General features: G+C 43.6%; 24 protein-coding genes. 14 read left to right on the forward strand and 10 right to left on the reverse strand.

The window, feature by feature from the left end:
* Positions 1–733 (forward strand): dihydroxy-acid dehydratase (locus tag QXE01_04495; protein MEM4970494.1); only part of this gene is annotated, 733 nt, incomplete at its 5' end.
* Between the two features lie 214 nt (positions 734–947).
* On the opposite strand, the gene QXE01_04500 is transcribed toward QXE01_04495, so the two are convergent.
* Complete coding sequence (locus tag QXE01_04500; protein ID MEM4970495.1) at positions 948–2,114, reverse strand: MFS transporter; 1,167 nt, start codon at positions 2,112–2,114, stop codon at positions 948–950.
* A 310-nt stretch (positions 2,115–2,424) separates the two neighbouring features.
* A complete protein-coding gene (locus QXE01_04505; GenBank protein MEM4970496.1) occupies positions 2,425–3,543 on the reverse strand; it encodes an aminopeptidase P family protein in 1,119 nt (372 codons plus the stop codon).
* 372 nt (positions 3,544–3,915) lie between these two features.
* Between QXE01_04505 and QXE01_04510 the strand changes: the two genes are divergently transcribed.
* From QXE01_04510 to QXE01_04520, 3 genes are all read left to right on the forward strand, one after another.
* The gene (locus QXE01_04510; GenBank protein MEM4970497.1) at positions 3,916–4,719 is read left to right on the forward strand and encodes an ABC transporter ATP-binding protein; all 804 of its coding nucleotides are present in this window, start codon (positions 3,916–3,918) and stop codon (positions 4,717–4,719) included.
* A complete protein-coding gene (locus QXE01_04515) occupies positions 4,712–5,494 on the forward strand; it encodes an ABC transporter permease (protein MEM4970498.1) in 783 nt (260 codons plus the stop codon). Before QXE01_04510 ends, QXE01_04515 begins: the two co-directional genes overlap by 8 nt.
* Positions 5,495–5,574: 80 nt before the next feature.
* Complete coding sequence (locus QXE01_04520; GenBank protein ID MEM4970499.1) at positions 5,575–6,726, forward strand: ABC transporter substrate-binding protein; 1,152 nt, start codon at positions 5,575–5,577, stop codon at positions 6,724–6,726.
* Positions 6,727–6,804: 78 nt separating this feature from the next.
* Here QXE01_04520 and QXE01_04525 read toward each other — a convergent pair whose 3' ends face one another.
* The 4 genes from QXE01_04525 to QXE01_04540 are packed head-to-tail and all read right to left on the reverse strand — an operon-like array spanning position 6,805 to position 11,438.
* The gene (locus QXE01_04525; protein ID MEM4970500.1) at positions 6,805–8,226 is read right to left on the reverse strand and encodes a hypothetical protein; all 1,422 of its coding nucleotides are present in this window, start codon (positions 8,224–8,226) and stop codon (positions 6,805–6,807) included.
* Complete coding sequence (locus QXE01_04530; protein MEM4970501.1) at positions 8,223–9,323, reverse strand: hypothetical protein; 1,101 nt, start codon at positions 9,321–9,323, stop codon at positions 8,223–8,225. The genes QXE01_04525 and QXE01_04530 overlap by 4 nt, the downstream gene beginning before the upstream one ends.
* Positions 9,310–10,509: a DUF4129 domain-containing protein gene (locus QXE01_04535; GenBank protein ID MEM4970502.1), complete on the reverse strand. Its 1,200-nt coding sequence runs from the start codon at positions 10,507–10,509 to the stop codon at positions 9,310–9,312. The genes QXE01_04530 and QXE01_04535 overlap by 14 nt, the downstream gene beginning before the upstream one ends.
* A complete protein-coding gene (locus QXE01_04540; protein MEM4970503.1) occupies positions 10,506–11,438 on the reverse strand; it encodes a MoxR family ATPase in 933 nt (310 codons plus the stop codon). Before QXE01_04540 ends, QXE01_04535 begins: the two co-directional genes overlap by 4 nt.
* 562 nt (positions 11,439–12,000) lie before the next feature.
* Between QXE01_04540 and hpaD the strand changes: the two genes are divergently transcribed.
* The 5 genes from hpaD to QXE01_04565 all read left to right on the forward strand — a co-directional run bounded on the left by hpaD (position 12,001) and on the right by QXE01_04565 (position 17,311).
* Entirely contained in the window at positions 12,001–12,999 is a 999-nt protein-coding gene (hpaD, locus tag QXE01_04545) for a 3,4-dihydroxyphenylacetate 2,3-dioxygenase (GenBank protein MEM4970504.1), read from the forward strand.
* A gap of 2 nt (positions 13,000–13,001) precedes the next feature.
* Positions 13,002–14,480 (forward strand): 4-hydroxyphenylacetate 3-hydroxylase family protein, encoded by a 1,479-nt coding sequence (locus tag QXE01_04550; GenBank protein ID MEM4970505.1) that lies wholly within the window; start codon positions 13,002–13,004, stop codon positions 14,478–14,480.
* A gap of 69 nt (positions 14,481–14,549) precedes the next feature.
* A complete protein-coding gene (gene yciH, locus QXE01_04555; protein ID MEM4970506.1) occupies positions 14,550–14,879 on the forward strand; it encodes a stress response translation initiation inhibitor YciH in 330 nt (109 codons plus the stop codon).
* Positions 14,880–15,285: 406 nt separating this feature from the next.
* The gene (locus QXE01_04560; protein MEM4970507.1) at positions 15,286–16,695 is read left to right on the forward strand and encodes a transposase; all 1,410 of its coding nucleotides are present in this window, start codon (positions 15,286–15,288) and stop codon (positions 16,693–16,695) included.
* Between the two features lie 16 nt (positions 16,696–16,711).
* A complete protein-coding gene (locus QXE01_04565; protein MEM4970508.1) occupies positions 16,712–17,311 on the forward strand; it encodes an AAA family ATPase in 600 nt (199 codons plus the stop codon).
* On the opposite strand, the gene QXE01_04570 is transcribed toward QXE01_04565, so the two are convergent.
* Complete coding sequence (locus QXE01_04570; GenBank protein MEM4970509.1) at positions 17,308–17,994, reverse strand: helix-turn-helix domain-containing protein; 687 nt, start codon at positions 17,992–17,994, stop codon at positions 17,308–17,310. The two genes, QXE01_04565 and QXE01_04570, sit on opposite strands and share 4 nt — an antisense overlap.
* Before the next feature lie 107 nt (positions 17,995–18,101).
* Here QXE01_04570 and QXE01_04575 point away from each other — a divergent pair, with 107 nt between their 5' ends.
* The 5 genes from QXE01_04575 to QXE01_04595 are packed head-to-tail and all read left to right on the forward strand — an operon-like array spanning position 18,102 to position 22,392.
* Positions 18,102–19,340 (forward strand): ABC transporter substrate-binding protein, encoded by a 1,239-nt coding sequence (locus QXE01_04575; protein ID MEM4970510.1) that lies wholly within the window; start codon positions 18,102–18,104, stop codon positions 19,338–19,340.
* 10 nt (positions 19,341–19,350) lie between these two features.
* Positions 19,351–20,196, forward strand: coding sequence for a branched-chain amino acid ABC transporter permease (locus QXE01_04580; protein ID MEM4970511.1), 846 nt, complete (start codon positions 19,351–19,353; stop codon positions 20,194–20,196).
* Complete coding sequence (locus tag QXE01_04585) at positions 20,187–21,101, forward strand: hypothetical protein (protein MEM4970512.1); 915 nt, start codon at positions 20,187–20,189, stop codon at positions 21,099–21,101. Before QXE01_04580 ends, QXE01_04585 begins: the two co-directional genes overlap by 10 nt.
* Entirely contained in the window at positions 21,079–21,753 is a 675-nt protein-coding gene (locus tag QXE01_04590) for an ATP-binding cassette domain-containing protein (GenBank protein ID MEM4970513.1), read from the forward strand. The genes QXE01_04585 and QXE01_04590 overlap by 23 nt, the downstream gene beginning before the upstream one ends.
* A gap of 9 nt (positions 21,754–21,762) precedes the next feature.
* Positions 21,763–22,392 carry an ATP-binding cassette domain-containing protein gene (locus QXE01_04595; GenBank protein MEM4970514.1) on the forward strand — a complete coding sequence of 210 codons (630 nt, stop codon included), beginning with the start codon at positions 21,763–21,765 and terminating at the stop codon, positions 22,390–22,392.
* 21 nt (positions 22,393–22,413) lie between these two features.
* On the opposite strand, the gene QXE01_04600 is transcribed toward QXE01_04595, so the two are convergent.
* From QXE01_04600 to QXE01_04610, 3 genes are all read right to left on the reverse strand, one after another.
* A complete protein-coding gene (locus QXE01_04600) occupies positions 22,414–22,752 on the reverse strand; it encodes a hypothetical protein (protein ID MEM4970515.1) in 339 nt (112 codons plus the stop codon).
* A 141-nt stretch (positions 22,753–22,893) separates the two neighbouring features.
* On the reverse strand, positions 22,894–23,319 hold the full coding sequence (locus QXE01_04605; protein ID MEM4970516.1) for a hypothetical protein: 426 nt from the start codon (positions 23,317–23,319) through the stop codon (positions 22,894–22,896).
* Positions 23,320–23,325: 6 nt separating this feature from the next.
* Positions 23,326–24,063 carry an MBL fold metallo-hydrolase gene (locus QXE01_04610; GenBank protein ID MEM4970517.1) on the reverse strand — a complete coding sequence of 246 codons (738 nt, stop codon included), beginning with the start codon at positions 24,061–24,063 and terminating at the stop codon, positions 23,326–23,328.
* Positions 24,064–24,625 lie beyond the last annotated feature (562 nt).

Consider the following 24,625-nt stretch of genomic DNA (forward strand, 5'->3'; position numbering starts at 1 on the left):
AGATCTAGATGAGGTTGGGGGAGTACCGCTTATTATGAAGAAGCTCCTAGACGCAGGGTTGATCCACGGAGAGGCTCTAACAGTAACAGGAAAAACTGTGAGGGAGAACCTCGAGAGCTATAGATTCCCAAGGGTTCCACACGAGCATATAGTGAGGAGCGTTGATAACCCCTTCAAAAAGACTGGAGGCATAGTAATACTAAAGGGAAGCCTGGCACCTGAGGGAGCGGTGATCAAGGTAGCCGCGGCAAATATAACAAGATTCGAGGGTAAGGCAATAGTATATGATGGTGAGGACGAGGCGTTTAAAGGCATAGAGAGGGGAGAGGTTAGCGAGGGCAGTGTGGTAGTGATCAGATATGAAGGTCCAAAGGGAGGCCCTGGAATGCCCGAAATGCTAAGAGTAACCGCAGCAATAGTCGGCGCAGGCCTTGAAAACGTGGCAATGGTTACAGATGGGAGATTCAGCGGAGCCACAAGAGGCCCAATGGTGGGCCACGTAGCCCCAGAGGCAGCGGTTGGAGGACCAATAGCTGTTGTAGAGAATGGAGATAGAATAGTCATTGATGTTGAAAACCGGAGGCTAGACCTCTTAGTACCCGAAGACGAGATTAAAAAGAGGCTAAAGAACTGGGTTCCAAAGCCCCCAAGATATAGAACTGGGTTACTAGCTAAATACGCCTCATTAGTTTCCCAAGCATCAAGAGGAGCCGTAACACTCCCAATACAATAAAATAAAAGGTAGATCATAGGTTGTGTAGAACTAATATTTTTCAAGACATATCGAACCTAATATAGATTTACTTTAATTAACTCCCTCCTAATACCGCCGGCATCTTCCCACCATGATACAAAATATCTAGCTCTGGCTCTTCGAGCCTCTAACTTGTAGCTCAACTATTTAAAATCACTAGCCTCGGTTCCTAATGTTAAACTCTTAAGCCGAATCACCTCTTATGAGTTAGCGTGTGCATTAATAGTGCTAGGGAGATTGCTATTGATATTGATATCGCATAGCCGATCGATCTTATATCGGGATTTGATGTTATAAAGATCAATAGCTGTAGCAGGCCCCCGATAGAGCTAGAGAAGAGCACAGCCCCTAGACCGAAGATCCTTGCCTCCCCGTGGTAGTATCTAGCAATATATGTATTTATCGAGACATCAAGAAAAGGATATAGAGGGATCTGCCAGGCTAGTAGAACAAAAATACCTTCGCCCATTGCGAAGAGCCAGTATATAGATAGATATCCCATGCCGATCACCATTAATAAATAGATTGGGTTATATCTATCTGATAGAATACCTGCAAGGATCCTAGCGGGCGCTGATAAAATAGACGTCAAACCCCCAAAGAATATTGCAAATAATACGTATCTAGAGGAATCATTAATCCCTGGGAAAACCCTAGCGATCTCCGCATCTATCCTATATGGTGCTATTGAGTATAGAAGCTCTCTGGAGAGGACTATTAGCGAATATGATGCTAGTACATATATGAGGGGATATATATTTTCAGATATGCCAAGCTCATTCCCATATACGCTACCCCGCTCAGCGTTATATTCTCTAGATTGATACAGTTTAAAATATATTGAATATGATAATATATAGAATATAGAAATAGATATTAACACTAATGGTATTCCCCCTATACTGCGGAGGATACCTGAGCAAATAGATCCTATGCTATATCCAATACTAGAGCCAACTGTGAAGAAGCCATAAGCTATACCTGGTTTATCTCCACCATAACCCATAATAGCAGATACTATTATGGGCCATGAGAGAGCCCAAGGCAAGTTGGAGGAGCTAAGGATTATAGAGAGAAGATATGGATCTTTAACATAGATAGCAATAATAGGTGGTACAGCACCTAGAAAGCCCAGAAATATTAGTTGCCTCGCACCAAGAATCCTAGAGAGTCTTCCTGCAAAGATAGCAAATAACATATAGAGCCACTCCAACCCAGCTATAAATAAGATAATACCTGCGCCTCCACCTAGCTCTACAGATAGATAGTGGCGTGTGGAAACAAAGTAAAGCCCCCATGTCATATTGGTGAGAAATATTGCCAACAAGTAGTAGAGTCTCCGGGATCCCCTATACAACATGGTATAAGCTCCAACACCTAATGTAGCCACTACCTAATATTCTAGCCCCTCCTCCGTCACAATGCATTTACAACTGAAAGCCTCGCCCTTTAGGGCTGGGATGTTGTTGATACCTATATGCTTGACGCAAGTACTATAGCTAGATGATGAGGTGGTGATGTGCATGGCAACCAGGGGTGCGTGAGAGGAGCCCTGCTCCCGCAGCCCGCCCCGAGGCCGTTCCATGAGGATCCCGAGGGTGGCTATGAATAACCATAAGCGGCAGTAAAAGACCGCTCTCGGGTGAATGGCTCTGTATATGTTAATTTTATTAGATCGTAGTTATTCTAGGAGCTTTAGTAAGTATAGCTGCTCCTTTCTCGCTTACTAGAACTAGCTCCTCTAGTCTTACCCCTAGCTTGCCGGGTATATATATGCCTGGCTCTACAGTTACTACATAGCCTTTTTCCAAGGTAGCTTGGGAGGATCTTGAGAGGATTGGCTGTTCGTGAACCTCTACACCAACTCCGTGTCCAGTTGAGTGTATATAGTACTTTCCATATCCCCTTTTCTCTAACGTGCTTCTCGCAGCCTCATCGATCTCCGAGGCTTTTGCTCCAGGAGATATTTTTTCTAAGGCGTTGTTAAGAGCCTCTTCAACAGCTTCTAGTGCTTTTCTAACCTCCTGATCAGTTTTCTTCCCTATAACCATTCTAGTCATATCTGATACATAACCCATATAAATAGCACCCATATCAATTACAACAGCATCGACTCCTGAGATAACCCTGTCGCTGGGCTCTGCATGTGGATATGAGGCGTTAGGCCCTGAAGCAACTATTGTTGGAAAGGCATATCCCTCAGAACCCCTCCTCCTCAGAGCCCTATCAATCTCTCCTGCAAGCTCCCTCTCAGATATACCCTCATGAATACCTTCAATAACATCTAGATATGCCCTCGAAACTATCTCAGCAGCCCTTGAGATAGCCTCTAACTCGCTCTGAGACTTAGAAGCCCTTATAGCCCAGAGATCTTCAGATACATCGACACACCTCCCCACAAAAATATCTAATATCCTCTTACTAAGGAGGGAAAGATCACATCCTATAGCCCCCTTAACACCTATCTCCCTCTTAATAAGATCCTCTAAACCCCCGCTGAAAACCTTAAAACCCTCGGGAACATCTAAGGGGTATCTCTGATAAGCTATAACCTCAACAGACCCAACACCCGATAAATAGTCGAGAACCCTTGTATACTCCAGAACAGGAACATAGACCCTAACACCGTCAGGCTTAACAGATACTACAGATGAGAAGCTCTTACCAAGAACCCATCTATTCATAGATTCGCTCGCAACTATCAACCCCTTGAGAGAAAGTTCCTCTACAAGCTTCGAGAGCCTAGCTAACTTCTCCTCAAGGATCCTTTTAACAAGCCCGCCACTCATGGTATCACCAACTAAGTAACATAAGCTACTAATAAATAGGGTATATATGCTAAGCTATTATTATTAATTCTTATTTGTTTTAAGGAAGATTTTGATTATAGATAAGCGAAACAGTGTGATAAAGATCGTCGGATGAGTAATTATAACATTATCCAACGGATCTTTTAGGAGAAGCTAAATATTTTTAAAATCTAGTTTTTATCACCTATATATAAATCTTTTCTAAATAGAATTCTTGGTGCTAACTAGTGGCATCACTAGATCTCAACATCATGCCAAGCTATATACCATTAATCATCCATCGAAGACCCAACCTTAGGATTCCTCAGCTTCAGAAAATCACTGAAAGCATAGCCATAGGGTGTTCCTGGCATGCCCATAATTAGTATTCGTAGGCTAAGTGTTACATATAGCAATAATGTTAAGGCTTTAGATAACATAGATCTAGATGTCGAGGAGGGTGAAGTAGTCAGTATAATAGGTCCTTCGGGCTGTGGCAAGACAACTCTAGCTAATATGATTCTCGGGATCATACCTCCCGAAGCTAGTGTAACTGGGAGCATTATCGTTTCTGGAGTTGATGTGATCCGGGATAGAAAAAATCTTATTGATAAAATATATAGAGGTATAGGCATAGGATATGTTACCCAGGTAGATACTCTTCTACCCTGGAGAACATTAATAGATAATGTTATACTACCGTTACAGATTAGGAAGGTAAATAGCTCCAAAGCCGTGGCGAGAGCGAAAGAGCTTATAAAATTAGTGGGATTAGAGGGTTTTGAAAATATGTACCCACATCAACTCTCTGGAGGAATGAGACAGAGAGCTCAGCTGGCTAGAGCCCTAATCACAGATCCGAAAATACTTGTTATGGACGAACCATTCGGAGCCCTAGATGCTCTTACCCGAGTTATTCTTCAGGAACATCTCACTAACATTATTGCTAAGACGAGGAAAACCTGTATATTCATAACCCACGACCTTGAGGAGGCGATTACAGTAGGTACTAAGGTTGTTGTCATGAGCAGGAGACCGGGTAGAATTAAGATGATTAAAGAAATCCCATTTCCATATCCAAGGGAGCCGTTTAAGCTAAGAACCTCTAGAGAGTTTGAGGAGCTAAAGTATAGCCTTTGGAACAGCCTTGCTAGCGAGGTGGCTAGCGTTGAGTAGGGTTAGAGAAATGATGTTAGTTAACGGGTTGAGGATGCTTGTAGTAGTTATTCTTATCGCATTATGGGAATATAGTGCTGATAGATATATATCAAGCCTTATAATAGGTAAGCCCTCTCTTATAGCTGAGAAGCTTTATAAGTATGTGTTAAGCGATCTATTCATAGAGGATCTAATATTCACGCTCCAATCAACATTATACGGACTCTTCCTAGGGATAATAGCTGGCGTTATATTCGGCATAATATTCAGTCAACTTAGACTCTTCGCAAAAGCTATCGAGCCTATCATATACGCTATAAACGCATTGCCAAGACCAGCAATAGCCCCTATAATGGTTATATGGTTCGGTTTCGGAATATTATCTAAGGTTATGGTGGCTTTCTCTATAGTCTTCTTCATAGCATTCTTCAATACATTAAATGGTATTAGAAGCATTAACCCAGAGCTTCTAAAAATAGTGAGAACTATGGGAGCCTCGAGAACACAGATCATGAGGTATATCATCATGCCCTCTATATTATCATGGGTGTTTGCAGCATTCAAGGTAAGCACAAGCTTTGCTCTAATAGGAGCTGTAATAGGAGAACTCGTTGGCTCGTCGAGAGGGCTTGGATATAGAATGTTAATATTCTCGGGATACTTCGACACATCAGGGGCATTTGCGATCCTCATAATACTTATGATCCTCGGTTATGGCTTGATAAAGCTAACCGAACGTATCGAAAATTTTATCCTAAAGTGGAGACCTCCTATCACAAGTATATTTAGCTAAATAGATAAGACTAACAACTATATTTATCAACAAAAATATAAAAGCGGATTAATATCACTGTTATGTGAGGTGAATCTAAATTGCTGTCCACCATAATTAAATTTGGAGCTCCTTTTCTAATCACAGGCATAGTGGTGGGTTTAGCAATAGGCCTCCTAGCAGTTCCTCAAACACCCCAGAAAGAGCTGGGGACAATTACTGGAGGAGAGATTAGGACTCTCATAGTAACAAAGACCATGGTGGAGACAAAGATCCTCGAAGCGGCCAAACCAGTATATAAATGGAGAATTAAGATCGCAAGCACAGGAGGGTACTTTGAAGCTAATCTACCTGTTCTGGTTGCAATGGCTAAAGGATATTTAGATGAAGAGGGTATAAAGGTCGATGAATTTGTTACAGTTAAGGGTGGTGCTGATGCTCGTAAACTACTAGTAGCTGGTCAAGTAGATTTCATAGCGCAGAGCACATTACATGCTGGAATAGCTATTTCTGCAGGTGCAGATGTAAAGACTATTGTGCTTACATATAAACTCAGCTCCATTGGGCTTTGTATATCATCTAGCCTCAAGGATAGGGTCAAGAACATTAGCGATCTAAAAGGCCTGGTTATAGGTATAAGCTCTTTCGGCTCCCTCACATGGGCTATGGCTAATTACTATATTTCAAAGGCTGGTCTCGATCCTAACAAGGATGTTACGTTTGCCGAAATAGGAGCCGATCTACCAGCTATAGTTGCTGCATTACAGCAGGGTAAGATCCATGCCTATACATGTTTCGGCCCCGTTTTATATACGCTAACATCCAAGGGAATCGCTTTCACATTGATCAATCCATATGACTATGAGCAGCATAAAAAATGGATTGGAGAGGCTAGCCTTGAGGCTGGTATCCTTACGAGAGGCGATATAATACAGAGGGATCCAGAGTTAATATTAAGAATGGTTAATGCTATTAAAAAGGCCTTACTATATATAGCTATGGAGTCCCCTGAGAATATAGCGAAAACCCTTATTAATAATGAAAAGGTTAAACAGTATGTGGGATACTCAGAAGAAGATCTAGTTGGTATTATAAAGACGCTTAAGCCGGGCTTTAGCATATCTGGATCATTTAATCCTAAAGCATGGGAGACAAGCCCCTACGTCTTGCTTCAGCAAGCACTACCCAAGGAATTCAAACCAGTATCATTCGAGCAAGCTATCTATTGGAGATTTGCAGGGCTAGAAGGATAACTTATTATTTAACCATATTTTTATTAGAATATTACTCCTATGTACAAAATCTTATTGAATTTCGAATGAATATGGATTTTATGAAGCGCTAACTTCTGAATAGAGCTTTAAAGCCTTTTCAACAGCTTTTTCCCATCTCACGATAGGTGGGTAGATCGTTTCTAATTCAGCTCTTCTACCCATTCTACTCATATATCTGCAGAATGCCTTGGCTATCTTGGGATCTATACCGCTTTCGGATAGCCTTGATGGGCATTCTTTCGAGTCTAGTCTTGTTCCAAACCACTTATATATGATCTCATCGATTGCCAGGTAGATCTCTTTAAACTCCTTTCTACCTATAGAGGGTTTTCTAGCAAGATCCATTAGCCTTCCCTCCAAAGCTATTGATATATCTTCCCCCGATGTTATTGGGGTATCCGTCCTCCTAGCAGGGGTTTTCGAGAGTAGTGCTAGTGATAGGATGAGGACTGATGTGCTTATAACTAGAACCCTGGCTAGGTTGGATATAACTACTAGCCTTTGGATAACTGAATCAGCCCAGGAGATAGCTGGGGGTAGCCATGTGGCTGGATGTATTATCCTCGCTATCGAGGCTGCTATGAACTCAGGTGTGATCAGGAGGGATGGGTTTACACCTCTCATAACAATTGACACGGGATCCCCTCCTATATATCTAGTTGCGTCGAATAGCACATAGCAGTCGGATCTATATCCACATAGATGATCCAATATCTCGATATATAGAGATAGATACTTATCTCTATAGCTGCTCCTCATAACCTGGTTAAGAAATATAGAGCCATCTCCTATAACAAATACCGTTGTATTGCCAAATATATCTTCATACGCCACTGGAACATCGAAGAAAACACCAGCTCCTGCCTCCCCAGACTGGTTAGCTATATATGCTGCTGGTATAAAGCCGGAGAGTAAAATGGAGTGGCCATCAAGACCCACCCTGGATAGGCTTGACGCTATATCGAGGGTTAGCTCGACACCGTATCCCCATGATGTGTTAAAGATAGCTGTGGGATATGGCAACCCAGACCCTATATCTAGGATCTTGTTGCCAGCAACCCTCACAGAAGAGCCTAGAGATGCTAGTAAAGCATTCGAATTCCCACTCTCATCAGCAACGAGAACACCTCTTTTAGAGCATTTAGAAAGGAGATCCGCTATCAAGCTAGCCTCTTCATCGTCATAGGGGATCTCAGGTGATATAGAGATCAACACCACCTGGCACCCATCTGGTAGAGGAGGGGGCTTGCTCCAGTTAACAACCACAAATGTATTTGGATACCTAGACTTTGTCTCAGCATATAGCTCGCTAGTACCTAGAAGGCCTGTGTTAAAGGGTGTTGCCCCAGTATAGATCATAACCTGTGGGGGGCCCAACTCCAATATCGATATAAGGCCTATGAGAATAAGTATAAGAACTGTAATACCCCCCACAAGTGTTTCAAAAGCCTTGCCCTTCATATCCCTATCTCTTATCATGGAGCACCACCAATAGCCCTTATAATAAGCTCAGCCAATACCCAAAGATCTCTGTAGTACTGTGTGATGGGCGCTAGAAGGGTATCGAGACTCTTCTGAGACCCAGAACCCCATAAAGATACCCCCAGAATTAGAGATAGAATATATATTACTGCTATAATAGATATAAGGTATATAATCCCTCTAATACTCGGCTCCCTCTCCTCTGTAAATAAGCCTCTAGACACTAGGGCCCATATAAGTGCGAAGAGAAGCAATCCAAACAGGGTGAGCATAATGCTAGACATAAGATCCCCAGAACCTCCTACCTCTGTTCCGAGAGAGGCTAGGATCTCACGTATCATATAATATATAGGAGGTGTTATTAAAGCCGACACTATAAAGCCCCTTAGAAATCCGAGAGAAGGTCTTATCCATGATATATTAGCTACGCTTGATAGCTCTGAGATCGCTAGCTTTGGATTGGGTATAGCATATAGTAAAGAGATCTCAACCGCATATCTAGAAAGTATATAGAATATCGCGAGCATGATAGAGGCCATTATTATAGAGCCTACCGGGTTGTTGTTAAGGAAAGACGCTACTGGTGCTAGATATGGGCTCTGAGTATGGAGTTTGAATGAAAATATATATGAAGCTATTAAGAGGGATATAAGTAGTGGAAGTGCTATAATAGCTGTAAAGAGCGTTGAAAAACCGATCAGTGAGCTCCTAGGATCTTGCGTGATATGTATTAGAGCTTCCTCAGAACCCCTATATATATTTCTCATAACATCTGAGGCTAATACTATGAAGAACGCTATAATGATCGTATGGATCCCCAGCGATAGGATGAGCCTGGGATCTGCTAGTGCTATAAAGAATATGGTTAATGTAAACATAGATGGTGATGGGAATACCAATGCTATCAAGCCGCTTAATATAGATACGAGTATAAGCATAGGATATGATGCTAGGTCGAGGCTTCCTCTAGATATTAATAACGGGATCCTAGCTAGTAGAGACACATATACATTTATATTTAATAGAATAGGGATAAGTATAACTAGCACCGAGACTCTTGGTAGGATCTCGATAACAACTCTAGCCGGCCTCATCGCCCCCTAACTCCCTATAGTCCTTCAAAGCCCTCTCATAATATCTCTCCTCGGGCTCATGAGCATATCTAACCCTTTCATACACCTCTGTAAGATCTTCGAAGGCCCTCGGGTTTTCAACATTTCTTCTCACCTTCTCTAGATACTCCCTATGCGTCTCACTCCCATCCCTCGGAATCCTATTAGAGAGAATCTCAACAGCCCTCCAATATATCCTAATAACCCCTGTGAAGCTGGGTAGAGAGATTCTTCGTGCCTCATCACCGCTACCCAGCGATGCTTTCTTCAGAAACCTCTTGGGAATCCCCATTAATATAATTGCTGCTATCGATGAAAACCCCAGCAGGGCTAGAGCTATATATAGCTGATCCATACCCAGTATCCCACCTGGTAATGGTAGGAATATTGGATATGGCTGGTACCGATACCCCAGGTAGACGCTATCCCCACCACCTGCTTGTCTCGCCTGAATCTGCTGTGATGAGATATTAGATGACACCAATATATTGGCGAGCCCTCTAACGAGACCCTCAGCTGTTCTAGATATTATTAGCTGCTTTATTATCTCCAGCTGCATCTTATCAATAGCCAATGCATCTCCCTGCAAACCCTGGCTAATTGAGATCCTTTTCAGAAGTTCGAGAGCAGCTATATACTCGCTCAGAGATATCCTACCTCCTCTGAAGAGGCTATCGAGAGCACCTAATAACCCTATGGGGGAATTCCCTGTTGAGATATTCGCTATTAGCTGTGATATCTCTGGATTGCTGAGAAGCCTTCTCAGAGCCTCATCACTCATAGAGGCTTGATATATGCTACTCATCACCTCATCAACAACACCCGGATCTATATATCCTGACCTCTCAAGCTCTCTAAGACTCTGCTCTATAGAGGCTCTAGCAGATCTATTAGCTGTTACGCATGATAGAGTGTCACATCCTAAGCTTATATTCCTTATAGCCTCGAGGATCTTCGAAACGTTTGCTCCTAAATAACCCATAGATCCTCTAGACCCCTCTACACCTGTAGCCAATATACCTGTGAAGTTAATTGTATGCATCCCTAGATAGATACTTATATCCCCGCTAGGGGTGGTTGTATTGCTAGCCATCTGAGGAGATACATGTTGAGACATAGCTAGCAGAGCAATGGCTATAGAGATGGTTAGAATAGCTGCTACCCTCATGGCCTTGGCACCTCAACACTACTTAGGATCTCCCTAACAACTGACACAGGATCTACACCCTCTATCTCGTACTCAGGTTTAAAGACCAGTCGATGCCTAAGAACAGGGATCGCTACCGACTTAACATCATCTGGAATCACATAGCTCCTCCCATCAAGATAGGCCCATGCCTTAGCAAGTCTAGCCAGGGCTATCCCAGCCCTTGGGGACACACCTACTAGGAGCATTCTATGCTTCCTAGTAGCCTCTATAATCCTCGCTATATATTCATATATAGAATCATCAACATCAACCTTAGAGACAGCGTTTATAGCATCCAACACCTCGCTCTTAGAAAGCACAGGCTTTAGATTATGATATGCCTCTTCGATAGCATCTATCCTCTTAACAATTTCGATCAACCCCTTAGTGCTTGGATAGGAGCTCTCTATCTTCACTAAAAACCTATCCAGCTGGGATCCTGGGAGGGGAAAGACACCCTCTGATTCCACAGGGTTCTGGGTGGCGAGGACTATGAATGGTTCCTCAAGCCTATAGGTATCCCCCTCAATGGTTACCTGCCTCTCCTGCATAGCCTCTAGCAGAGCGCTCTGAGTCCTTGGAGAAGCCCTGTTTATCTCATCAACCAACAATATGTTAGTAAATATAGGGCCTTTCCTAAGAACAAAAGAACCTGATCTCTGATCATATATGTATCCTCCTATGATATCGCTTGGTAGAAGATCAGGCGTCATCTGGATCCTCTTAAAGCTAAGCCCCATAACCCTGGATATAACCTTAGCAGTTAGAGTCTTAGCAACCCCTGGCAAGCCCTCTATCAAGACATGCCCCTTTGCCAAAATAGATGCTAATATAAGCTTTACCTCATACTCCTTTTCAATCAAAACCTCCGAAGCCGCTTCCATAACCTTCTTTAGTAGTTGGGACATCCCACCCAACTCTATATTCTAATTAATAAGTATCTTATATTTAGCTATGCGGAAAAACCACTTCTCCCTACCGCTTTGCTTTGTTTAGTGGTATGGATTCCACCTCGCCTGGAGGGCTTGCCCAGTTCACCCCAAGGGCTCATAGGTAGTTGTTAAGCCCAGCAGCATGTGGCTTCATCGCCTGGGCGGTTCCAATTAGTCGGAGAATAAGATATATAGATCTTAGCATGGCATAGAAAGACACAATCCAGAATAGAAAGCAATAACTCAAGGTTTCTTCCCCGACACAGAATTAAGCTCTCAGAGTATTGCCCACTATATCGCGACTGACTTCCTCCCACCTTAAAGGGGTGGGACTTTCAATCGTAACCGGCAAGCCCTAGCACGTGATTCTCGTATCGCGAGTTTCTATAAGAATTGGCCTATATATTTATAAGAAAAATGATGGGCTTAACTATATATTGGGTTACCACTGTTATATTATTCTATATCTACGAGTGATATCTAATAGATTTAATTACCTATATATTATTCGAGAATACTATATTAGATCGGTGGTGCGTTGCCAGCATTTGGGATACATAGGATCTCTCATGTAGCTCTTAGGGTCAGTGATCTCGAGAAGGCTAGATGGTTCTACGTAGATCTTCTAGGCTTCGTTGAGGTTGAGAGGAGTGGAGATGAAATATATTTAAAGGGGGTTGAGGAGACACAGCACCACAGCTTAGTTCTTAGGAAAGGCTCTATACCCGGGCTCTCCTATATAGGGTTTAGGGTCTCCAAGCCCGAGGATCTCGATAGGGCGAGGGAATACTATAGATCTCTTGGTATGCCCACATCTAAGTTTAAGGAGAAGGGGGTTGAGGAGGCAATAGCTGTTGAGGATCCATATGGTTTTCCGCTAGTATTTTACTATGATATGGAGCAGACAGGTGATCTCGGTTTGAAATACAACCTCTATAGGGGGGCTCCTCCTGTGAGGCTATCACATGTAAATATATCACTCCCAGTTAGAGATCTAGATCAGGCGCTTAAATATTACATAGATGATCTAGGGTTTATATTGACCGAGTACTTCCTAGGCGAAGATGGCAGTAAGCATGCAGCATGGGTTACCTCTTACTATAAACATGACTCCCACGACCTAGCCCTTGGAAAAACCATAGGCCCTAACCCAGGCCCCGGGTTCCACCATGTTGCCTATGTTGTTTATGAGTTCAGAGACATGGTTAGAATCGCTGATATACTAGCTAGCTCGGGCCTCTGGGACTCTATTGAAAGGGGTCCTGGAAGGCATGGTGCTACAAGGGCGTTCTACTTCTATATAAGGGATCTAGATGGCATTAGAATCGAGCTCTTCACAGGGGACTATGTTATATTAGATCCTGATAAGTGGAGGCCCATAGTCTGGAGGTTTGATCAGGCCAGATACAGATCTGATTTCTGGGGAAGGCCGATCCCTGATAGATGGAAGGAGGTGAAGCCCGTGGAATCAATAGTGATGGGCGGTATGAAACCCCTTGAGGGTTATTCAAGTATGATGCCAACTATAAGGTGGTAGCTATGATTAGGAGGGGAGAGGATTACATAAGATCTCTTAGAGAGGGGAATCATCCAGTAGTCTACTACGATGGTGAAATAGTTAAGGATGTTGTCGACCACCCAGCCTTTAGAATACCTGTGAGGACTACAGCAAGCTATTACGATCTCCACTGGGATCCGGAGAAGAGGGAGAAGCTGAGACACTATAGCCCAGATCTTGGTGAGGAGATAAGCATCTCATTCATGATACCGAAGTCAAAGGCAGATCTTAGAAAGATGGCTGAAGGCCTCATAACGATCTACGATAGCTATAGAGGGTTCTTCGGTAGAAGCCCGGACTATCTAAATATGTGGAGCGCTGTATTTGCAGCCCACCACGAGTATTTCTCAAAACACTTCGGATCTAAATATGGTGAGAATGCAATAGAGATCTATAGGAGACATGCAAAGAACGATCTCTTCTTCACCCATGCGATAGTGGCGCCGATGTACGATAGATCTAAGCCTCCCTCCCAGTGGCCAGATCCATATATATGGGCTGGAGTTGTTAAAGAAACCCCAGATGGGGTTATAGTAAGGGGTGCCGCGATGATCTCAACCTCGGCAGCGTATGCAGAGTGGCTCTGGTATCTACCAAATATAAGGAGAGATACAGATCCTAGATATGCGATCTTCTTCGCAATACCCACAAATACCAAGGGGGTTAAAGTACTAGCTAGAAGATCCTTTGCACCGAGGGATGGATACTCTGAATTCGAATACCCCATATCATCGAAATATGAGGAGAGCGATGGCCTCTTAATATTCGACGATGTGCTGGTTCCATGGGAGAACATTATATTCTATAAGAAGCCTGAGGAGATAGAGAACTTCATGTGGCATGAGGTGAGGCTAAGAGCTTGGTTCAACTGGCACTTCGTGATCCAGCACTACTGCAGACTGAAGTTCCTAGCAGGGCTAGCTATAGCTGTTGCCCAGGCATCTGGGATAGATACATTTATAAATGTTCAGGAGAAGATAGGCGAGATACTGATCTATCTTGCTTTAAACGAAGCAGCCATCTACGGCTCCATAGAGCTTGCGGAGGAGCTACCAAACATTGTAAGGCCTAACGCGCAGATAGCAATCTCGGCAAGCCACTTTAACATGAAGGCGCTTCCAAGGGCCAACGAGATCCTAAGACTCATATCAGCCGGAGCTTCTATACCTATACCAGCTTCTATAAAGGATTTTGAGAATCCAGAGGAGAGGGCCTATATAGAGAAATATCTAGCTATGAAGGGTATCAACGCCCTTGAAAGGGTGAAGCTGTTCAACCTACTATGGGATGTCATAGGATCTGAGGTTGGTATGAGATATGAGCAATACGATAGATTCAGCAGGGGAGATCCCACTATCAGGTGGGCCCAAACATATACAGAGGTCTTTAGATCTAAGCATGATGAGCTTAAGAAGATAGTAAAAGATATACTAGATCAAATGCCGAATCCAAGGCAATAGATCTTTTTAGAAGCCAGTTAAATATATTAGCCATTTAAGCCTTGATTAGTTGGGTGTACCAGAGAGAACATGAAAAGCTCCCTAGAAAGCATATGTGGAGGGCTCCCCCCAGAGATATGTAAGCAGTTGGTTGCAGAGCAGCAGTTAGTCAAAATACGTCTTGAGAAGAGGAAATTTGGGAAAGAGGTAACAATAATAGAGGGGCTAGACGAGACCCAAGATCTTAGGAAAATAGCTTCAATGCTGAAATCAAAACTAGCTACAGGGGGTACGGCGAAGAATGGTAGGATAGAACTCCAGGGCGATCATAGGTATAAAGTTAAAAACATATTGATCAAAGAGCTTGGAATACCGGAAGAGAATATAATAATGATAGAGGAGGGCGAGGAAGAGACTTAGGTTTATAGCTAAAAAGCGTAGCTTTTTTAATAATCAATCAAAACTTATCAATAAAACCTCCATATCCCCAGAGCCCTAAGAATCCATATCATATTTCTCAGCCTCCCCTCTAAGCGCTCTCCACATTGGTGGGAGGAGCTGTTAAGGGCTCTTAGTCTATAGAGGAGAAGCTCCGAAGCCGAAAGCTTATAAGTCCTCTCACATGTGTATCTATTGGGGCCTGTGGGCGCCGTAGACAGCCCGTGACCCGGGTTCAAATCCCGGCCGCGGCGCCATCAATATATTTATATATTGCTTTATTGATAGGGGTCTCTGGGGTAGTAAAGAGATAGGTGGTAAACCTCGCCTTTGAAGGCGGGGTTAGATTTTTAAGTTTTTGTTTCGATATATGCTCTGGGCTTCCGAGGTGGTGGGTCAATCTACTGGGATGAGGGGCGGGGGCCGACTGTCCTCCGCAATACCCGCCATCTCGGAGGCCCCCTCCTCGAATATAAGGATGAATGTTGTCTGTCTACTGACAAATGGTTATCAGCATAGGAGGCTGTCATGGCTGGGGGATGTCTGTGCCAGGCTGTATAATGAGGTGAACTATGAGAGGAGGCAGCAGTTCTTCAATGGGCAACAGGTAGATTTCGTGGGGACGTATAGGAGGTACTATGAGAGGTATAGGGATATCCTCGGTGTCAATGCCCAGGCTATTGTTCAGAAGAATAATGAGGCTTGGGCTAGCTTCTTCTCACAGCTAAAGGCTATGAAGGAGGGGAGGCTACCTCCCTTCATAAAGAAGATCAGCCCGCCAGGCTATTGGAAGGATAGGGAAGGCGGGAGGAGGAAGATCATAGTTATTAGGCAGGATCGATATGTGGTTGATGTTGAGAGGAGGAAGCTGATCCTTAAGGACTTCAACATTGAGATCGATTTCGTGGGGGAGATCAGGTGGTATGGTAAGCAGGGTAGATTAGAGATCATATATGACGAGGCTGTCAATAGGTGGTACGCCCACATACCAGTCGAGGTCGGTGTTGAGACAACTAAGAGAGGAAACAGAGCTAGGCACATTGTCAGGGGCGAGAGGAAATCGATCCAGATAGCCTCTCCAAAGGGTGATAGGGTAGCCTCGATTGATCTTGGTATCAATGTTATGGCAAGCGTTGTAGTTGATGATGGTACTTGGCTATTGTACAAGGGTGTTAGGGCTAAGCAAGACTATTTCTACCTTGAGAAGAGGATAGCAGAGATACAATCTCTAGAAGCCATAGCAAGGAATATAGGTGAGCTTGATGCGGCTGAGGAGCTTAGAAGGGAGAGGAGGAGGCTATTCAGAAAGCTATATAGGAGGCTCACACACCTATATAGAACCCTTGCCTCCCACCTAGTCAAAACTTTACACGATCTCGGGGTATCAACGATATACATAGGATATCCATATAACATATCCCAGGATAATGGTAACAAGTATAGTGTGAATATCTGGTCATACCACAGGCTAATCCAAACAATCGAGCTCGAGGCACAGGAATATGGTATGAGGGTGTATGAGGTAATAGAGTATGGCACATCAAGCAGATGTGCATACCACAATGTTGATGTTAAGAGGAAGCCAAGAGGGGTGGTGACATGCCCACTAGGACACAGAATGCACAGCGACCTAAACGGAGCACTAAACATAATGAAGATAGCAACAGGCAAGATAGTTGAACACGTGAAGAAACCACTATCCTACATCGTTCACCACAACGGAGTAGCCCCCGCAAAGGGGGGTAACGCCCGAGACCCCAGCGAAACCTCGCCCTTCAGGGCGGGGAAGGGGTCATAGATGTTGTGAATTTATTATGAAGAACGGCATGTGTATCGTAGCAATAGTTCTGGTAGGGATGCCCGGCTCTGGAAAGGGTGTGTTCTCAGATGTTGCTAGGAGCTTAGGATATGAGGTATATGTTATGGGGGATGTCATTAGGGAGGAGCTTATTAGAAGGGGGATGAGGGTTACTAGAGAGAATATGGCTTACATGGCTAGGGAGCTGAGGAGGCTCTATGGCGATGATATTGTTGCTAGGAGAGTTGTCGAAGAGGTACTTGCTAAGGGTTTAAGGGCTACCCCTGGTTGTAGATATATAGTGATAGATGGATCTAGATCCCTCGCGGAGCTAGAGTTCTTCAGAAAAAGCTTCTCTTCTGTAGTGCTTGTAGCTATACATGCCAGCCCAGAGACGAGGTATAGGAGGCTTGTTTCAAGAGGGAGAGAGGGGGATCCCAAGGGGTGGGATGAGTTTGTAGAGAGAGACGCTCTCGAGCTATCCATGGGTGTTGGAAGTCTTATAGCACTAGCAGATATAATGATTATAAATGAGGGCATAGATCTAGAGGGATTTAGAAGGACCGCTTCAAATACCCTAGAGTATATAAGGAGTAGGTGGAGGTGTAGATGCTAAGAACTCCACCTCTCGAGAGCAATGCTTAGAAGCTTCTTCTCCCCCTTCCTTAGGTGGTATATAAATGTTGCAGGGCTTATACCCATGAGCTTAGCAACATCAGCAACCCTAGCCCTTTTAGGATAGTCCAGAAGGCCTGTGCTTAGAGCTAGTTCAACCGCCTTCCTCTCATTATCGCTTAAAAGGGTTCTCGGATCAGGATTGAACATAGCTACACCTGCTTCGGAGAAAGAGATCTTCAGAAGCCTTCCCATATTCCTGAGACTCTCCTCCAGATATTTCCTAACAGCTCTAGAGGATCTTGGGATCAGTATTTTCCATCTCTCAACACCGCCTCCAACCTCTTGATCAAGTATGAGACCACCGATCCTATATACTAGGTCGGAGATAGAGCCCTCCCTCAAGCTAGAGAAATCCATGAGGGCAAGCCAGATCCTATCCCCATTAAATGAGTAGGTTCTTGAGAAGCTAAGGCTCAGCTCAACAATATATTTGGATCTCCTCATATCACTTATAAACCTCCTTAGATCTTCCCCTATGATAGCTATACTAGCCCTAAATATATGAGGCGATATAAATTCCTGTCTCAGGGTCTTTATCTTCACATCATATTTATCCGTAGTACTAGTCCAGCACCCACTATGCTCTATCTCAAAACTAGCTATCTCAGCCCTTCTCGCCATATATCGTCTAACCTCTTCTCACATAATATCTTAAATATATAACATCGAATACGTTAGTATAGAAACATATATTTTTCTATATTGATGAATATAGTATGGTAGTTACTATGAAGGCATTATCGAGGCTATATGTTTACATAATTATAGCTATTATAGTAGTAGCTGTTATAGGGGCTATCATTACATATCAACAGCTGGCTAGACCACCAGGAACGGTTAAAATAGGCTTCCTAGGCCCCCTTCAAACGGAATATGGAGACGCTGGTTTGAAGGCTGTGATGCTAGCTGTTGATGAGATAAATAGGGCTGGAGGGGTTCTAGGGAGAAGGATCGAGATAGTGACATATGATGATGGGAATAATCCTTCACAAGGTGTTGCGGGCTTTAGAAAACTTGTTGAGGAGGATAGAGTAGTGGCTATATTTGGTATACATGCAAGCCCCGTTGGTCTCGCGATATTACCTGATATGGCTAGATATAAGATCCCTGTATTTGCTATGGGCTCTGTATCGGATGCTATAGATATCAACGTCAGCAATAATCCCGGCTATAGATATTGGTTTAGGTTCAACATAAACGCTTCGATGCATGGCTTAATGGTGTATCTCCCAGCTAAAGCTATAGCCTCTCAGCTTGGTCTCAAGAGATTTGGGCTCCTCTATGATAATGCACCATGGACGATACCTGTTATCGAAACCGTTAAAAAAGCTATTAGAAGCGATGGATATGAGATCGTTTATGAGGGTACAATAGATATAGGTAAGACAACAAGCTTCGTACCACATCTAACAAAGGCTAGGGATAGCGGTGTGGAGATCCTGCTCGTATGGAATGCATATGGAGATGCGAAGTTCTTGCAGAGGGACTACGATGATCTTAAGCCCCCATTTATATTGATTCAATTCGATGGGGTTGGGATGAGGCCTGAGCAGTGGAATATAACCGGTGGAAAGCTATCCTATCAGGTCTTCGCATTCTTCGTATATGGGAGAGGAGGCAATGTAGATCCGAAGCTAAGAGGCTTTTACGATGCCTTTAAGCAGAGATACGGATATGATCCTCTATTTTATGCGCCATTCATATACGATGCTGTATATGCATGGAAGAAAGCGGCCGAGGCATCTGGAAGCTTTGATGGAGATGCTATTGCTGACTATCTTGAAAAGAATGGTTATGAGGGCATCAGCGGCAGGTGGATCTTCACTAAGGGGCATTCCCCACTATATGGAGAAGGCTACATAACCACTATGGCTCTCCAATGGCTCCCAGGGGGTAGGCTAGTGATTATATGGCCAAGCAAGGTTGCGGAGCAACAGTTCCAACCACCGCCATGGCTCAAGAGATAGATCAGCATCGGTGGGCGATAAATTGTACGAGATCCTTCTATTCTCGATCATAACTGGTTTAATATATATGCTCATGGCAACAGGCTTTAACATTGTCCTAGGCGTTGCTAAAATAGTTAACCTAGCCTATGGAGCCCAGATGATCCTAACAGCATATATAGCTAGCACCCTCCTCTCAATACTCCCCCTCCCCCTAGCACTAGCCCTCGCCATATTAGCCTCAACAGCTGTGGGAGGGGTTATATGGATTATTATGTGGATCTTTAGGAGAGATCTAGTACTATCTATAGTATCCTCAATAGCTATAGCCCTTCTAATAGAGGGGTTGATACTTAAGATATATGGATCCAGGTTATTATCATTAGTAATAGCTACAGGCGATATATGGGGGATCTCATCACAATGGGTGGTGGCAGCCGTTATATCGATAGCATCGCTTAGCTTCTACCATGTTATAACAGGACATACAATGCTGGGCAAGAAGATGGCTGCGGTAGCGGAGAATGAAGACCTAGCTAGATATATGGGGATCAATGTGAGGCTTGTAGGGATATCGTCTTTCCTAATCTCATCTCTAATGGCATCTATAGCCTCGATCGCAATAACACCGCTATATGCTATATATCCGCATATAGGTTGGTACTATCTAACATTGGTACTAGCAATAGTAGTAATAGGCGGGCTTGGAAGTGCTGTAGGTGCTATGGCCTCATCCATGATCCTCTCATTCAGCCAGAGCCTAGCATCTTATTACATAGGCTCCCCAGCGAAAGATCTGATTCCTCTGGTGGTTCTAGTATCAACACTCATGCTTAAGCCAGAAGGGATATTTGGTAGAGGTGTTAGATGGGCTTGAAGGAATACTCAAAAACAGATCTATTATTCATAATATTTTTGTTGATACTATTATCTATTCTACCCCTCTTCATAAGATCCTCCTATCTATTAACTCTAGCACTAACATCCTATCTATTTGGAGTTCTGGTAGCTATATATGATCTCTTCTACATAAGATCTGGCTATATAAACCTAGGATATACATATATGATTGCATCATGCGGCTTTGCCATTGCAATATCTATTAACAGGCTCCCACCTACACTATGGCCTCTAGGAGCTATAGCACTTGCTCTAGGCTTATGCTCAGTAATATTGATCCCAGCGATCAGGCTTAGAGGTCCTTTCTACTCTGTTTCAACACTTCTATATCCATTCACACTTCCACCGATAGCAAGGCTCTTCCCAGATCTATTTGGGGGCGATGTAGGCATATATGTGAGGCCTATTATAGGGGATTTCATTGCGCTCTACTACTCAGCTATAGCCCTTGGTATCTCGATCCTTATTATGCTTGTATTGATAACTAGCACCAGGTTAGGAATATACTTAGTAATGATCAGAGATGATGAGACTCTAGCGGAATCCTCTGGGATAAGGATCCAGAGGATAAAGATCATATCACACATAATAGTAGTCCTCATGGTGACAGCTATAATGATATTCTATGCTCAGGCTAGCGGGGTTGTTAGTGTAGAGCTATCAGATCCGATCCCGCTTCTTATATATGCGCTAATGGCTAGTGCGATATATAAGCCGGGATCTTCCATCTACTCATTCATGGGAGGAATAGCTCTCTGGTGGCTTGATGGATATATGAGGGCATATATATATGATCTCAGGCTTATCATAGCATCCACCCTCCTCTTAGCAGTATACCTCATAAGAGGGGTTGGGATAGGTGTTAGAGCTAAGATCCATTAGCAAGAGATTCGGAGGGGTGGTAGCTCTAGAAAACATATCCTTGAAGATAGATAAAGAGCTAGTGGGCATTGTAGGCCCCAACGGTAGTGGAAAAACAACCCTTTTTAACGTGATTACGGGACATATAAGGCAAGATCGAGGTAGCATCGTTTTCATGGGTAGAGAGATAAGCGATCTATCAATAGGGGAGAGGGTTAGGATGGGGATTCTCAGAACCTTCCAGAGTCCAAAGGTGTTCTGGTCGCTATCTGTGGAGGATAACATAGCCCCACTCACGAAGGATAGATCTAGGGTGAGGGAGGTTCTAGAGATGCTTGGTCTCTGGGAGAAGAGAGGGGAGAAGCCCTCTAGGCTGGGACTTAGCTTTATAAGGAGGCTTGAGCTAGCTAGATGCCTAGTGCTAAACCCGAAGATCCTTTTGCTTGATGAGCCCCTTGCAGGCTTATCTTCTGAGGAAGCACTGGAGCTAGGATCTCTTGTAGAGCGGTTACATAGGGATCTCAATATAGGTGTTGTGATTATAGAGCATAAGATCTCCCACCTCTCGAGGATAGCGAGGAGAATTATAGCTATGAATGCGGGAAAGGTGGTTATAGATGCACCAACGGATGAGGCGATTAAAAGGGTTAGAGAGATGCTCCTCAGCGTATAAGGTGATCCTATGGGGGAGCGCCTTCTAGATGTTAGAAATTTAAAATGCGCCTATGGAAATATGCTGGCTGTTGAGAATGCAAATCTATATCTAGATAGAGGTGAGATAGTAGTGATTCTCGGCCCTAATGGTGCTGGGAAGACTACATTGCTCAAGGCTATAGCGGGTGCTATAAAACCTATATCCGGATCCATAGTATATAAGGGTGTTGATATAACTAACACAGATTTATATAGCAGGATATCGATGGGGATAAGATATATTCCTGATAGAGACTCTGCATTTAGAACACTAAGTGTTGAGGATAACCTAAGGCTTGTTAGAAAAGACTATGATATATCCATGTTCCCCATACTAGAGAAGAAGTTAAAGACCAAAGCAGGCAATCTTAGTGGGGGAGAGTACAAGATCTTAACACTAGCTATGGCATATAATTCTATGGCAGAGCTTCTCCTAATAGACGAACCCTCATCAGGACTGTTTCCAAGGATCAAAATGGAGGTGGTGGAAATACTTAGAAATCTCAGGAGGAAGGGGATTACAATGCTAATAGCGGAGCAGGATCATGAGATGGCGCTAACCCTCGGCGATAGAGTATATGGGATGGAGGCAGGGGTTATCCACAATCACATCCCATAGCTAAAAACCCATTTGTCACAGTTAATCCGCTTTATCCTCAAGCAGCTCAACTATTATCCTCGCCCTAACCTTTGTACCTGGTAATGGCGGTGGAGACTCTCCAAGGTCTGCTGCAAAAACAACTGTATTACCCATAGAATCTGTGAACCTGATCTCAGCTACAAAGGCTTTTTTAGGGGGCTCTGTAAGGCTTCTCAATATAGTATCATAGATCCTTGTTAACGCCATTTGAAGAGCTACTGGGCTTGTGAAATCCTCAGGTCTCAGGGCTATGCTCTTAAAAGTGCTCATTACCTCTCCAACCCTGGCAACCCCCTCAAATACTATTCTCACAGGTGCTTCCTCCCCCTTCTCACCCATGTATAGGCACCTAATCCCTATTATCGCTACCAGGCACTTATACACAATAGATTCTGGTTCTTAACAAGCCATGTAGTTCGACACAATGAATAGGTTATGGGTTATCAATCGACATATCTATATATTTGCAAGGCTTAGAACCTATTCTTTATGGCTAAGAGGATTGATGCTAGGTTTTTCATCCATGCCACATATGATCCTGATCCTCCCTAGCTCTATATGATTAGGACATATCCCTTTATCGATAGCTATAGATATGATATAACCATCTTTCGAGTCCTTCGATATATTATATTTAATATGCTTAGATCTTAGGTTCTTCTCAATCCTGGCAAGTATATATTTTATCAGGTACTCCTCAAGAGCTCTTCTAGGATCCTTTACCCTAACCGCTTTAGAATCGATATTGATGAAACCCGATTTAGATAGGATTCTCATAACGCTTTTAACAGATCTCTTTGGAAAGAGCAGCTCTAAAACAGATCTAGCATGTTCAATCGAGATCTCCTCTCTATTAAAGCTAAGGAGTACTAGGTATGCGGCGAGCTCTCTCTTACCTATGGGCATCTCCCTCTACCCTAGTCTTAGAATCAAGATAATCCTGTCTCTGATCTCCAGCGTACATCGATCAAAATTCTTCCCACTATAGACCTCTTTACACCCATATTTAGATGTGAGGGTGATTATATCGTTGCTTATAGAGGTCTCAACCTCATTACCATCTACAATATATACTGGTATAGACCCTGCTACTCTCTCGACAAGCTTATCAACAGGATATAGTGGGAGGTTCACACCTTTAATCCAATAGTGCATCGGAATCATTACCTTTGATCCGAGGGATTCGAATACCTTAAGACCCTCTTCATAGTCTATCGTAAAAGTGCCCCCCACAGGTAGCATCGCGATATGGGGATTACCTGCCTCTCTAATCTGCTCTGGGCTAAGCAAATGCCCCAGATCGCCTGCATGGAAGATCCTCGTGCCATCAGGGGTCTCCACAACATATGCCACATTCCTCCCCCTTCTCCTACCTCTCTCCTTATCATGGAAGGTCTCTATCCCCTTAACTCTGAAGGGCCCCAGAGTATTGATCGCTGTGGCCATTAACAGGTGCTTCCCACCCTCCTTAAGCACCACCCTATATGCATTATGATCGAAGTGATCGTGGCTCATGATCACATAATCAGATAGAGCCCCAGGCCTCTTGATCCCTATTGAAGCACCATCATGAGGATCTATCGTTAGAGATACACCCCCATATACTAGCTCGAAGCATGCATGGCCCCACCACCTAATAACTAGACCCATACTCCGTCTCTCCCCAGGTATTCATTCCAATCATTTTATATATTTTCATAATTACAGGGGATTTCCACCTCCCCTTCACCTCTGACCTCCTCCCCACCCTGAAGGGGGCGAGTCTTCCGGTTGTAACATAGTCACATCTAGAGCAGAATCATGAGTATTGGGCTCAACCGCACTAAGCCTTTTCTCAGGATTCAACGGCGCAAAATATTCCTACTCATTTTAAATCCATAGCCAAGGCTTCTCAAAATGCCTCGGGACATCGTAGTAGCTTCTGCCTAAGAAATTGGGGGCAGTAACATGGTTTATGGTGTTTTAGAGTTGTTCTAGTCCTTTCAGGGCTACTATATGATCTATGGCTTACCTTCGTTGCCTCTCTAGGGGAGAGGGTGAGGAACTTGAAGATGTAAACAGCTACCCTCGGATAAAGGTAGGAGGAATTATATTCTGCTATGACCTATAGATATATTATTGCTGGCTCTAGATATTATGGGATGCTTTTACGAACCCCGTTAGGGCTTTGATCGGGATCCTGGAGAGGGCTTCAGAGGGAACCAGTATCTAT

The sequence above is a fragment of the Sulfolobales archaeon genome (genome assembly GCA_038897115.1).
Lineage (GTDB): Archaea > Thermoproteota > Thermoprotei_A > Sulfolobales > AG1 > AG1.

What these genes read in the sequence shown, in the direction of transcription:
- QXE01_04565 (MEM4970508.1), top strand. Translation starts at nt 16,712, where the DNA reads ATGAAGAACGGCATGTGTATCGTAGCAATAGTTCTGGTAGGGATGCCC.
- QXE01_04605 (MEM4970516.1), bottom strand. Translation starts at nt 23,319, where the DNA reads ATGCCCATAGGTAAGAGAGAGCTCGCCGCATACCTAGTACTCCTTAGC.
- QXE01_04550 (MEM4970505.1), top strand. Translation starts at nt 13,002, where the DNA reads ATGATTAGGAGGGGAGAGGATTACATAAGATCTCTTAGAGAGGGGAAT.
- QXE01_04525 (MEM4970500.1), bottom strand. Translation starts at nt 8,226, where the DNA reads ATGATAAGAGATAGGGATATGAAGGGCAAGGCTTTTGAAACACTTGTG.
- QXE01_04500 (MEM4970495.1), bottom strand. Translation starts at nt 2,114, where the DNA reads ATGTTGTATAGGGGATCCCGGAGACTCTACTACTTGTTGGCAATATTT.
- yciH (MEM4970506.1), top strand. Translation starts at nt 14,550, where the DNA reads ATGAAAAGCTCCCTAGAAAGCATATGTGGAGGGCTCCCCCCAGAGATA.
- QXE01_04535 (MEM4970502.1), bottom strand. Translation starts at nt 10,509, where the DNA reads ATGAGGGTAGCAGCTATTCTAACCATCTCTATAGCCATTGCTCTGCTA.
- QXE01_04585 (MEM4970512.1), top strand. Translation starts at nt 20,187, where the DNA reads ATGGGCTTGAAGGAATACTCAAAAACAGATCTATTATTCATAATATTT.
- QXE01_04530 (MEM4970501.1), bottom strand. Translation starts at nt 9,323, where the DNA reads ATGAGGCCGGCTAGAGTTGTTATCGAGATCCTACCAAGAGTCTCGGTG.
- QXE01_04595 (MEM4970514.1), top strand. Translation starts at nt 21,763, where the DNA reads ATGGGGGAGCGCCTTCTAGATGTTAGAAATTTAAAATGCGCCTATGGA.
- QXE01_04510 (MEM4970497.1), top strand. Translation starts at nt 3,916, where the DNA reads ATGCCCATAATTAGTATTCGTAGGCTAAGTGTTACATATAGCAATAAT.
- QXE01_04505 (MEM4970496.1), bottom strand. Translation starts at nt 3,543, where the DNA reads ATGAGTGGCGGGCTTGTTAAAAGGATCCTTGAGGAGAAGTTAGCTAGG.
- QXE01_04575 (MEM4970510.1), top strand. Translation starts at nt 18,102, where the DNA reads ATGAAGGCATTATCGAGGCTATATGTTTACATAATTATAGCTATTATA.
- QXE01_04540 (MEM4970503.1), bottom strand. Translation starts at nt 11,438, where the DNA reads ATGTCCCAACTACTAAAGAAGGTTATGGAAGCGGCTTCGGAGGTTTTG.
- QXE01_04570 (MEM4970509.1), bottom strand. Translation starts at nt 17,994, where the DNA reads ATGGCGAGAAGGGCTGAGATAGCTAGTTTTGAGATAGAGCATAGTGGG.
- QXE01_04610 (MEM4970517.1), bottom strand. Translation starts at nt 24,063, where the DNA reads ATGGGTCTAGTTATTAGGTGGTGGGGCCATGCATGCTTCGAGCTAGTA.
- QXE01_04600 (MEM4970515.1), bottom strand. Translation starts at nt 22,752, where the DNA reads ATGGGTGAGAAGGGGGAGGAAGCACCTGTGAGAATAGTATTTGAGGGG.